The 11,741-nt window shown below is 63.3% G+C and carries 10 protein-coding genes; 5 read left to right on the top strand and 5 right to left on the bottom strand.

Annotated elements, in window-relative coordinates; all coding sequences use genetic code 11:
- Window positions 1–80 precede the first annotated feature (80 nt).
- The 3 genes from ACVWWN_RS19160 to ACVWWN_RS19150 all read right to left on the bottom strand — a co-directional run bounded on the left by ACVWWN_RS19160 (window position 81) and on the right by ACVWWN_RS19150 (window position 3,891).
- Window positions 81–1,463, bottom strand: coding sequence for a hypothetical protein (locus tag ACVWWN_RS19160; protein WP_457145258.1), 1,383 nt, complete (start codon window positions 1,461–1,463; stop codon window positions 81–83).
- A gap of 714 nt (window positions 1,464–2,177) precedes the next feature.
- Window positions 2,178–2,396, bottom strand: a complete 219-nt coding sequence (locus tag ACVWWN_RS19155) for a hypothetical protein (protein ID WP_457145257.1) — start codon at window positions 2,394–2,396, stop codon at window positions 2,178–2,180.
- Between the two features lie 595 nt (window positions 2,397–2,991).
- Window positions 2,992–3,891: a LysR substrate-binding domain-containing protein gene (locus ACVWWN_RS19150; RefSeq protein WP_457145256.1), complete on the bottom strand. Its 900-nt coding sequence runs from the start codon at window positions 3,889–3,891 to the stop codon at window positions 2,992–2,994.
- A 1,152-nt stretch (window positions 3,892–5,043) separates the two neighbouring features.
- Here ACVWWN_RS19150 and ACVWWN_RS19145 point away from each other — a divergent pair.
- Window positions 5,044–6,417: an MFS transporter gene (locus tag ACVWWN_RS19145; protein ID WP_457145255.1), complete on the top strand. Its 1,374-nt coding sequence runs from the start codon at window positions 5,044–5,046 to the stop codon at window positions 6,415–6,417.
- A 109-nt stretch (window positions 6,418–6,526) separates the two neighbouring features.
- On the opposite strand, the gene ACVWWN_RS19140 is transcribed toward ACVWWN_RS19145, so the two are convergent.
- Together ACVWWN_RS19140 and ACVWWN_RS19135 are read right to left on the bottom strand one after the other, a co-directional pair.
- Complete coding sequence (locus ACVWWN_RS19140; protein ID WP_457145254.1) at window positions 6,527–6,874, bottom strand: IS3 family transposase; 348 nt, start codon at window positions 6,872–6,874, stop codon at window positions 6,527–6,529.
- Window positions 6,805–7,488, bottom strand: a complete 684-nt coding sequence (locus ACVWWN_RS19135; RefSeq protein ID WP_457145253.1) for an IS3 family transposase — start codon at window positions 7,486–7,488, stop codon at window positions 6,805–6,807. Before ACVWWN_RS19135 ends, ACVWWN_RS19140 begins: the two co-directional genes overlap by 70 nt.
- Window positions 7,489–8,180: 692 nt before the next feature.
- Between ACVWWN_RS19135 and ACVWWN_RS19130 the strand changes: the two genes are divergently transcribed.
- Genes ACVWWN_RS19130 through ACVWWN_RS19115 form a run of 4 tightly spaced genes read left to right on the top strand, consistent with a single transcriptional unit; the run spans window position 8,181 to window position 11,639 of the window.
- Entirely contained in the window at window positions 8,181–8,819 is a 639-nt protein-coding gene (locus tag ACVWWN_RS19130; RefSeq protein WP_457145252.1) for an HD domain-containing protein, read from the top strand.
- Between the two features lie 26 nt (window positions 8,820–8,845).
- Window positions 8,846–10,168, top strand: a complete 1,323-nt coding sequence (locus tag ACVWWN_RS19125) for an MFS transporter (protein ID WP_457145251.1) — start codon at window positions 8,846–8,848, stop codon at window positions 10,166–10,168.
- Window positions 10,169–10,179: 11 nt separating this feature from the next.
- Window positions 10,180–10,920, top strand: a complete 741-nt coding sequence (locus ACVWWN_RS19120) for a CoA transferase (RefSeq protein ID WP_457145250.1) — start codon at window positions 10,180–10,182, stop codon at window positions 10,918–10,920.
- Window positions 10,917–11,639, top strand: a complete 723-nt coding sequence (locus tag ACVWWN_RS19115; RefSeq protein ID WP_457149188.1) for an N-acetyltransferase family protein — start codon at window positions 10,917–10,919, stop codon at window positions 11,637–11,639. The genes ACVWWN_RS19120 and ACVWWN_RS19115 overlap by 4 nt, the downstream gene beginning before the upstream one ends.
- Window positions 11,640–11,741 lie beyond the last annotated feature (102 nt).

Genomic DNA, 11,741 nt, shown 5'->3' with positions numbered 1-11,741 from the left:
GATTACGGCAGGGCTGCTTTCATCCCGATGCGGGCTGCAGAGCTACGCGAAGCGGTTGGCTCCGATACCGCAGCGTCGGTTTAGCCGCCGGGCTGCGCTGGCATGAAGCGGCGGCGCTTGCCGAAGAGTGGGCGGGGAATTTTGCCGCCGACCGCGACCCGTGCGGTGGCCGCGGGGACGCCTGCGGTCACCAGCGCCGCGGTGAGCTGCATGGTAAGGGGCGCGACGTTCCATATTCCGCAGACTTGAATGAGTACCTCAGCGCCGTCGGGCTTTCGACGGAGCTGGTAGTCGTCCACTGAGGCGTGTCGGGTCAGAATGGAGCGGAGCGTATGCGGGTGCACGGTGACGTCGCCGTAGCGAAAGACATCCTCGGTGCGTCGGTCGATGGAGGCGATGCGCGTGAAGGCGGGATATCGTCGGCCGGCCGGTGACGCAAACCGGATCCGGTCCTCCAATCGGATCATCGGCATGGTTCGCTGATGCAGCGAGGTGACCAGCACGTGGTGCGACAGCTCGCCAGGCCGAACGGGGTGGTCGTCTTCGTCGACCGGCGTAACGATCATCAGGTCGTCATGGACGATCAGGGCGTCCTCCGCGGGTGTTTGGTCGGCCACCATACCGACGTCGGTGGTTGCGTTCGCGACGCGACGTGTGCCGAACACCGCTTCCACCGCAGCGAGCGTCCGCGGGTCGACCGCATCGGCGCCCTCGGTAATGCGGCGTGGCGAAATGCGCAGCGCCAACGGCCGCGGCATCGATGAGGCCGGTAGGATCGACGACACGACCCACGGGCTGTCGGGCGCGATCACATTCAGCTGCTCGACGATGGCCGAGACTGGTTGGTCGATCGGGACACGCTGCCGGGATCCGGCGTACCGCCAATGGAGCAAGAGAGGTGGCCACGCCGAAGGATGGCGCAGGGGACGGGCAGCGACGAACGTCAGACGCTTGACCGGCGTGTCTCCAGCGTCAATCCCGAGCCGGATCGTGCTAGCACCCAAGCGAGCGAATTCTTCGATCGACCAGACGAATACGCCCGACTGGCCGGTATTAACGCCGGTGGTGAACACGAAGTACTTGTCGAACAGGAACGGCGGTCCCCTGTCGTCGACGCGGGAGAGGTGCCGCCGGGCTGCGTCCAACGAGAGACAGGGATCGGTGATGATGCGGTCCCGCGCCTCCATCACGTCGGCCTTGGTCATCGTTGGCAATGACGTGAGGTCCTTCGGTATGAGCGCCTCCAGGTCCAGACTGGATAGCCGGTCGGCGTGCCACGGGGATTGCACAGCGGCGACGCGGAGTATCTCTGTCAGTCGCGCCGACCGGTACCGGGCGAGGCTAGCCGCGTCCCAGTGGAGGCGCGAAATTTGATCCGGCACCACCCCGAGGAGTTGTTGTCGGGCGGTCGCCGCGATCTCCTTGAAGTGGTCGCCGGACGCATCTGGCCAAGGGTCCAACATAAGGTGGTTTCCTCTCTCTCGTTTCATCTTTCGCTGGCCGGGCCCGTCCAGCGTGGGTTATTGCCCGGCGTCAGACGTATCGGCGCTGTTTGGTAAGCCGGCTCAGCACGGCGGCGCGGCCTCACCACCGCAAGGAGCGCAGAGATGACTACTTGACGGTCCGCAACCTCATTCGAACGCGATGCAGTAGTCGTTGAAGGGGTCGGTTTCGATTTCACGGACCTCGACGTCCTCGAAACCAGCATTTATCAGCATCGACATCGCCTGCTGTCTTCCGCACATGCTGCCCAGCCCCGTCCCGCCGCCCGCCAGCGATGCGGTGTGCAGCGCATGGTTGAGACCGTGTATGATATTGGCGCCGAGAGTATTTTGTTGTCTTCAGGGTGGCTCAAGGCTTTGATATCGCCCATCAGTAACGCACCGCCAGGCCGCACAACAGATCGATGATCTTGGTGTCGCCCGCGACTAACACGCATTTACGCTATTGCGATATGGGACTGGCTGTGGGGCCACTTGAGTGCGGCGAGATGGCGCCAGTTGAGCCGGATATGCGAGAGGCGACTTCCCTTTCCTGAGTCCACCAGATCTGAACCCGTGTTGTTGGTCCACGGTTGTGAGAGCGGAGCTTGAGCGTTTCCTGGCCGCCCATAATTTCGCATATCATCAGGCAGCGGCATTCGGCAATTGTCACTGCAGCACTGAAGTTACTAGTACTCAACAGCTTTGGCATAGGCTCGTGTCGACCAACGGAACCATCGCCTTCGGGCGGATGTTGTCGAGCCACACCAGGTCGTCGACACCGTTCTTGCCGTCGGCCACTGAATGCCTGAGTGTCGCGTTGCTGGGAGTCACGGCCAGAGCGGGAACGCCTACGCCAAGGATGGCGGCGGTCAAGCCGCCGATAACGAGAGTGGTGAGTCCGTACTTTCTCATCGCGCTGCCTACTTCTTTCACTCGTGGGGGGTTGCGGGCCGGCCGGTTGTCGTCGGTCCGACTTCTTGTCCTTCCACCACACCAAGAAGCGGCTGTCAAGTCCAACGAATACCCACGATAAGCGGGATCTGCAAAATAGATGGAGTGCTGCCCATGCGTGGGTCCCGCTTTGGCCAAACCCCTTCGGCCAAGCAGTGGCTGAACTGTGGACGTCACCTTTTGGTGGCGTGCGGCCGCTCACGTGCCGCCCGGCAATATGGGTCATGGGTGAGCCTGAACCCCTGACTCTGATACGGGAGGTTAGACCGGTCCGCGGCAGACTTCGCCGAGTGTTCCAACGACCTGGAAAACAAGCCCGTCGACCGGGCGACGGCGTCCTGGTGCACCGGATTGACGTCGTTCTCGCGGACAGGAATTCAAGAAGTGTCATAGCGGGTTTCGACGGCTGGCCGGTGCCGGTCGGGGTATAACACCGCCTCAACAGGGGAGGTTCAGGTGAAGACCAAGAAAGCGGCAGGAGCCGCCACGGCAACAGCCGCCATGCTGGGCTTCGGTGCCATCCCAATAGTCCGGTGCGCCAGCGACATTCAGGGGTTTACGGCGTGTGCGCCTGGGCTGTCCCCGCGATCAGCATCTGAGCCAGCTTGGCGGCGGCGGGTGTCATCTCGGCCTGCTCGGGAGTGGCGAGGAAGATTCGCCATTCTATTGCCGGCTGTAGCCGGACCGCGCGGAGATCAGGGAAGCGGCTGGCGTCGCTGGCAGGCATGAATATGCTGCCCAACCCGTGCCGAACCAGACTGGCCGCAACCCAATAGTCAACCGCCGCTTCAGATGGCGTACGTGGGGTGATGCCGGCCGCAATGAACGCCTGCTCGACGATGCGCCGCAGCCCGAATTCGACGGGGAAGCCGATCAAATCCTCGCCGGCGAGTTCAGTGATGACGATCTGGTCGCGTTGCGCCAAACGGTGGTCGGGCCTGCAGACAAACACCATCGGCTCCTGTGACATGAGCCGCAGGTCGATGTCGGCGGGGAAACGATCGGGCGCCGACACGAAGGCCAAGTCGAGCGACCCGTCAGCGATAGCGGACAGATACGGCATCGAACCAGTCTGACTCTGGCGCAGTCTGATCAGTACGAACGGGTACGTACGGTGAAACTCGCCGAGAGTCTTCGGGACATCCAGGGCACCGAAGGATATGAGGGATCCAAGCTCAACTGTGCCGGACAGCTCACCGCGGTAGTCGCTGATGGAATCCCTGGCCAGTCGGGCGGTATGGACCACGCGACGCGCGTGCTCGCGAAACAGCTCGCCCGCGGGGGTGATTTTGATCTGCTGCCTGGATCGGTCGAACAGTTCTACCCCGAGTTCCTTCTCGAGCTTGCCCACCGACGCGGAGAGTGCCGACTGGACGACATGGACCCTCTGCGCAGCGCGGGAGAAATTCATCTCACTCGCGACGGCAATGAAGTACTCGAGTTGGCGCAGTTCCATCTGTCACAGCCTATCCACAACGTTGACTAACATTTTGTAAACCGTTCGTCGCACAGGACTAGTCCCGTCGGCCTCTAGTCGTGCGAGCGGCACCCGCGCCTGAGGTCGAAAGAGTTACGTAGTCGAACTACTCCGCCGCCTGCCCGATCGGCTGACCGGTGATGGCACCATCTTCCGACACCACGCCGGGGTGCACTGGTACATGGTCTGGGCTAAACCTTCGCCACCGAACTCGCCAACGCCAAGGTCAGCGTCTACACACTGATGAAGCTCCTCGTCCACGAATCCACGGTCACCTCACAACGCTACGTCGGCGGCGCCGGCACCAACACCCAATCCGCTGCCGAGCACCCTTCTCTACCATCTTCTCGCAACTACTGACGACGGGGCACCCATGAGCCTGCCATTGTCTAGCGCTACAGCGTCTCGCACGCCACATTTCAACTGGCCCCATTGCGTGGCATCGAAGTGGCCTATCGTCAGTGCAGAAGTTGGCCTAACGTCGAAGTCATGTCGATTGGCAGACCGTATCAGGATCTCAGACCTTTTGTGCGCCAAGGATAGTTCGTGCATCACGTCGCGGTAGAGGCGCGTAACTGCCCCCAGACCGACAGTCTTCACCACACTGTGGCTTCACCGGATTCCGTCAGGGTGCACAGGCGATGAAAGGGCCAGCCGGCCGCCGCAAGGTCGCGGCGAACGGGCGTAGCAAGGGAGCAACGGGATGAAACTTTTTACCGTGCTGATCGATGTGCTGATTTGCCCTGCGACGCTGCGGCGCGAAGGTTCCGTGCCGCAGGAGTCAGGCGCAATTCGGGCCAGGCGACATAGCCGCGTCGACGCCGGAAAGGACCAACCCGTCTGATTTTTCGCACGTGGTGCCCACCGTGCGCGGACCGAAACTTCGGAGCGCTCACCGTCATCACCAAGCACGACGAACGGCCGGTCTGAACGCGGCCGTCGCCGACCCAGACAGCACGGATCAAAACTCGAGTCTGGTCTACTTGCTGGGCTCAGGAATTCCCTGTCCTTCAAAGATCGACACCCTCTTCTCATACGTTTTGTCATCAACGGGGGGCGTCCTGCTATGACAGCAAAAGGCAACGCACATCGCACAGGTGTGGTTGCCCGGATCACCGACTGGAGTTATACGTGCCAGGTCATCTCATCGATGATTCGCCGCTGACGTTCTTCCACATGAAGCTGGCCCTGTACTCATCGGGCGGACCATTCATCGACGGGTATGCGCTGACGATCGTCGGTGTTGCACTCATCACCCTCGAGCCGGCACTGGCGTTGAGTTCGACCGAGAAAGGCCTCATCGGCGCGGCGAGTCTGGTCGGCATCTTCGTTGGAGGTCTGTTCTTCGGCTATCTCACCGACCGGATCGGACGGCGATTCATGTACATCGCCGATCTGCTCGCGCTCGCGCTCTTTTCCATCCTGTCCGGCTTCGCCGCCGAGGCCTGGCAGCTCATCATCCTTCGGCTCCTGCTCGGCGTGGCGATTGGCGCCGACTACCCGATCGCGACATCGCTGCTGGCCGAGTACTCACCGAAGAAGTACCGCGGGACGCTACTTGGCGCCATGTTCGTCGTCTGGGCGATCGGAGCGGCGGCGGCGTTCGTCGTGGCCTACCTGCTGCGCGGTGTCGGCCCTCACGCGTGGCGCTACCTGTTGGCAAGCCCGGCCGTCTTCGCGCTCATCACGCTGCTGGCTCGCCTGGGAACCCCCGAGTCAGCACGCTGGCTGCTGAGCAAAGGCCGCATCGCTCAGGCGGACGCGGCCGTGAAGAAAATCTTCGGCTTCCATTACAGCGTCGACGATCTTCCGGCGGAGCCGGAGGTGAAGACCTCGTTCGTCAAGGTCTTCCAGCAGCCTTACCTGCGGCGCACCGTCTTCGTGGCGGTGTTCTGGACGGCCCAGGTGATACCGCTGTTCGCCGTCTACACGTTTGCGCCGGATCTCCTCACATCGTTTGGGCTGAAGGGGGACGCGAGCCTCTACGGCGGCTCGCTGATCATTGCGCTGCTCTTCGTCGTCGGCGGTTTTCCGGGCCTATACCTGGTGGAGCGCATCGGTCGCCGCAAGCTGCTACTCGGATCCTTCGCGGTGATCGCGGTCGCATTGGCGATTCCCGTTGTGGTTCCCAATGTTCCGGAGTGGCTGTTCTTCCTGGCACTGGCGATCTTCGCCGTCACTTCCGGTGCCTCGAGCTTCCTCTCGGTCGTCTACCCCAACGAGATCTTCCCCACCGAAGTGCGTGCAACCGGTGTCGGTGTCGGAACCGCCGCCAGCCGGGTGGGATCGGCGGCGAGCACTTACCTGATGCCGCTGGCGCTGACGAGCATCGGTGCCCCAGCAGCGATGGCTATCGGAGCCGCGATCGCCCTGGGCGCGTTCATCATCTGCTACTTCCTGGCTCCCGAGACGCGCGGAATCTCGCTGCATGCCAGTTCCGCGGGCGACGCTGAAGTGGCCTCCGATCGCCGAGTCCAGTGTCCGAGATCAAAAAAGCCTGAATAGCACCCTCTGACTAACACCTCGCCATTGGGTGCTGTCCCGCCCACACAGATTCCCGCCACGCAGACAAGAGCACCTTCGCACGTATCCACGAGGCCGACTCGATCAGTGATTACCACATCGCGGAGCTTTGAACCGCTCCGACATGTCCGGAGACTTTGATGTGCCCGGGTTCGGTGATGTCGTCATACTTGGTTCCAGGCCACGGGTTGGGCGCGGGGTGATGGTGCATTTCGAACTCTATCGGAGTGCGCATTCCGAGAGCGGAATGACGTCTTTGTCGGTTGCGAAGGATCTCCAGGTAGTCGAAGATGGCGTTGGCCACCTCGATGCGCGTCTTCCAGCGTTTGCGGTTGAGTAACTCGGTCTGATTCTCGCAGAATGATTCGATCATTGCATTGTCATAGCAATCCACCGATCGAGCCCATGGACGGCACCAGCCCTGAGCCCATGGCCCCATCGGTGAATGCCCAAGAGGAATTGCACGCCGTGGTCGGAGTGGATGATGCTACCGCCCTGCGGATCACGGTTTGCGATGGCCATGCTCCCGCATTGGTGACCAGCACTGCGGTCTGGCTGGAGTCGATCGACCAGCCGACTACCCGGCAGGAGAAGGTGTCGAGCACCACCGCGCAATACACCTTTCCTCGTAGGTACGGTGCTCGGTGATGTCGTTGACTCACAACCGATGTGGCGCCTCGCGTGTGAAAATCCGCTCGACCAGATCGGCGGCCGTCGGTGTCTCGTGACGGGGCCGAGGACGACGGTTGCCCGGCAGCCCCTTGATCGCTGCCGCGCCATCAACAATTCAACCTGGGTGTGGCCGACCTGCAGCCCGAGCCCGAGGGTCAGTTCAACGTGGACCCTGCGGGCACCGTAGGTGCCCCGTGAGGCGCTGTGCACGGCACGGATCTGTTCGGTCAACCACGCATGACGGACGGCCCGCGCTGACGGCGGGCGTGAGCGCCACTCGTATAGACCGATTCGACCACCGACAACAGTCGGCAGGCCAGCTGCACGGGCAGTCCTTCTGCGGCCATCGTGGCTATGGCCGCATACCGCCTTTTGGGTCATCCGGCTCCCGCAGCAGCTCACGTGCCCTTTCAGGATGGCTACCTCCCACAACGCTCTGCGTTGGAACATAGATGGCGGCACAACTCAGCCAAAATCAGATGAAAGCGATTGCGCTCCTGTATGGTTCACCGATCTGAGCGCGTTATGTCGCTGATGTCGGGCTCTCGCTCCCTAGCGGCCGGCTTGCATCGGTTCTGCATACGCCGCGCCAAGAGTGTGTGCCCGCACCGCACTTGGTGTATCTGTAAACGCTGATCGCGGAGCGTCCGTCTGATGGATGGTGTTGTGCGCCAGTCACTCAGCACGTCGGTCCACCGGTACAGCACTTTGTGGCCGGCGTTATGAACTTGGGGCCGTTCCCCGATCGCCCTTTTGCGCCAGCATGTCGATGCCGGGATGCAGGAAGTTTCTCGACCGCACGCGGTGGACTTGCCCTGACAAATTCGTTTCGGTGCTCCTGCGATCGCAGGCGATCAGCGGTGAACACCAACGTGCGCCGCGGCCGGACCGTCGCCCGACCCGACGGTGTCCGCCGAGGTCACGCAGCGGTGCGTGGCGCCGCTCACCGCGGCTGTTTCGCCGTCTGGATTTGAGGGATTCCTGGCCGGAGGAAGGCGGCGCAGAACGCATGGTGAGCGCCAGCATTGATGTCAGACACAGTCCGACAACCATTAGCAGAAAGCGCAGCAGTCATGTCAGAAATCGTTGCGGGTGTGGAGGTTCCCGAGACCGCGGCGGTCGCCGAAGCGACTCGTCTCGTGCAGGAGACGGTCAGTCCGCTCCTCTATCACCACTCCCGCCGGGTGTTCTTCTTCGGCCAGATCCACGCTCCCCTGCTCGGCGTGAAACCGGATCCTGAACTGGCCTACCTGGCCGCCATGTTCCACGACACCGGTCTGGTGACGCCTTTTTCCGATGCCGAACAGCGCTTCGAGGTCGATGGGGCCGACCACGGACGCAAGTTCCTGCGTGAGCACGGTTTCTCCACCGCGGCAGCCGACACCGTCTGGACGGCTATCGCGCTGCATACGACACCGGGAATTCCGGACCGAATGGGCCCAGAGATCGCCACCACGCATCTGGGCGTGCTGACCGACGTGCTCGGTTTCGGCCTCGACGGGCTGCGCACCGACCAGGTGACCGAGATCCTGGCCGTTCACCCGCGCGGCGATTTCAAGAACGAGTTCCTGCACGCCTACTTCGACGGATTCAAGGACCGCCCGGAGACGACCAACGGAACGGTGAACTCCGACGTTGTGGAGCACTTCATCCCCGGTTTCCGGCGCACCACCACGGTCGAGCGCATGCTCGGCTCGGCCTGGCCGAGCTGACCCGAACAGGCGTTGGGACAACCGCGATGAAGGGTGTAAGTCGCCTCCCGGGCGGGCGTCGCCTCGGACAAAATGCCTCCTTCGGCGTGCTCGTCTTCGCCAACGTGCTGCTGATGGCATCAACGAGTGCGCCCTCGCCGATCTACCCGCTGTACCTGCAGCGGTTCGGCTTTTCAGTGACGATGCTGACGCTGGTCTTCGCCGTTTACGTGGCCGGATTAGTCGCTGCCCTGCTGACCGTCGGATCGCTCAGTGACCACCTCGGGCGCCGTCCGGTGCTGGTCGCGTCGCTTCTGGTGGCCGCGGCCGGCACGGCGATCTTCTGGGCGGCCGGCGGGGTCGTCTCGCTCGTGCTCGCCCGGGTCGTGCAGGGCATCGCCACCGGGACGGCCACGGGTGCGCTGGCCGCCGGGCTGGTCGAGTTCTCCCCCGAAGGCCGTCCGCAGGTGGGGCCGACGATGACCGCCGCGGGCACCGGCTTCGGGCTGGCCCTCGGTGGCGGTCTGGCTGGTGTGCTCGTTCAGGTGAGCCCACGTCCGGATGCGGCGATTTTTCCCGCGCTCACGGTGGCGTTCGTGGTTCTGGCCGCGCTGGTCTTGGCGATCCCGGAGACGGTCGTTCGGCGCGCCGCAGGACTTGCCGCGCTGCGCCCGAGAATCCGGGTTCCCCGCGAAACGCGGCGGGAGTTCTTCGCCGCGCTTCCCGCCATCGTGGCGGGGTGGTCGGTCACCGGATTGTTCCTCGCACTCGCGCCGTCGCTGGTGCGCGAGGTCCTGCATGTCCGGTTCGGCGCCGCCGGTGGTCTCAGCATCACCATGCTGTTCATCGCCAACACCGCGGGTGGACTATGGGCGGCGCGGCGCCCGGCGCGTAGCGCCACCTTGCTGGGAGCGGCCCTGCTGTCACTGGGCGCAGCGGGTTTGGCCGCTGCCCTGGCCGTCGCGTCCCCGTCGGTCTTCATCGGTGCATCGATCGTCTCCGGGTTGGGCGTGGGCCTGACGTTCAACGGGACGCTGCGTGCCATCAGCGGGGCCACCACCGCGAAGTCGCGATCGGAGGTCTTTTCCGCCGCCTTCGTGGTCAGCTACGCCGCACTAGGCCTTCCGTCGCTCGCCGCCGGGCTGGCGGCCCCGTCGTCGGGACTGCAGAACACGACCTACCTGTACCTCGCGTTCATCGGTGCGCTGTCCTTGAGCGCCGCGCTCCACACCGGCCGGCACCTCACCTCCCGGCCCGACCATTCGCGGCCAAGCCGCCCATGGTCGCCCGGCCAGGCAGCAAAACGCCGCGACAACCACCCTCGGCGCACGTCCGCGAGGACACCACTAAACGTTCGACAAACCGCATGAAAAGACCCGACATGCAAGCCATCACCGCTTTTTCGGATCACACCGACGATGCTCTGTCTCTAAGCGGATTACGGGTGCTGGACAACACCCATAGCATCGCCGCGCCGGTCGCGCCTTGGATCGCCGCTGAACACGGCGCCAAATGTTTGCACCTATCGGTGCCGTCCCACGCTGAACCCACTGCCATGAGCATCGACACCAGCATCGATGAACGTGCGCCATTGTGTGACCTGGCCGACCCTGCCCAGGCGAGCACGTTTTGGCGGGTGCTGGTGAGCGCCGATGCGTATCTGAACAGCTACCTCAATCTGGACGCCAGGGGCTTCGGTCCCCTCGCGCTCGCCCCACACCGACCAGGTCTCGTCGTACTCGATTATCAACGGTGGGGCACAACGGGGCCTTGGTCGGCAGGCGGTCGTTTCGACCAACGCGACTGCGCCACTATTGAATTCAGTGCCGACGAAGGCAGCTACCACATACAGATCGACTTGGCCAAGGTACAAGTGTGGGTAGAGGAGCTTGGCTTGTACGCGGACCGCCAAGCGGCCATCCTACGGCTTCCGAACCGTGCGAAAGCGCACGCAGCACCGGCGCCGCTGCGTAGTGCGTTCAGCCAGGTGACCTCCGTTCCGGCCATATTCACTTGCTCGATGCTGCGTCCTCGGCTGACGCGCGCCGCCGAGCCGTTGGGCGCCTCAGCGCTGGCCTCGTCACCGGCCACGATCGATAACGTCGGCCCGTGGTCCGCATGAGTGGGTCGCATCGACTTACGACCGCAGGCGTCCTCATTCGCTCGTGGCGGCCAGAGGACAAAACCGGACTTGAACGCGTCGGCGATCGTCTGTCGCGAACAGCATTGGCGGGTCGATTCTATGGTGGGACCTCGCGAGTGCCGGCGGACTACCTGCATGCGATCGACGAATGGTGGCCGACCCGCTGGAACGCGGCCGTCGCCCTGCGGGACGGAGTGTTGATTGGCTGGTCAGAGTACAGCCTTGACCGCGACGATCCGCATCAAGCAGAGATTGGGGTCTGCGTCGCCGACACGGAACAAGGCCTGGGTGTGGGGACCGCATTGGTCGGTGCAGTCGTAGACCTGTGCATGGCACGCGGCATCACCACTATTCGCGCCGTGGTCAACGACGACAACCCCGCTGTATTGCGGCTGTACCAAAAGCTGACCATGCGCAGCGGTGAAGCGGGAGTGGCTAACCGACCGGTGACATGTGTAGTAACCGTCGAGGCGAGCGGCTTCAACTTGGCGGCACCCATGACCTCGCTGGCTATACGCACGGCTGACGACACCCACAGCGTGCGCCGATCTTCGCCGCCAAATGGTGATTCGACGAAGACTGAGCTCGACAGGGGATCCATCGGTGAACATCACGAGTCGACAGCTAATCCTGATCGCCGGTGCCAGCGGCCAAACGGTCGGACAGACAGTTCGCCTCTTATTGCAACGGGGGCATAAGGTCCGTGCCCTGGTGCACCGGCCAAATGAACGGCCGCGGCACTTGGCCGACGGGGCGCCGAGGTGATCATCGTGATGTGCATGACTTCACGTCGGTGCGAG

The organism is Mycobacterium sp. URHB0021 (genome assembly GCF_054057895.1).
Note: the sequence above shows the minus strand (reverse complement) of the source record. Positions and strands in the feature narration are given on the sequence as shown.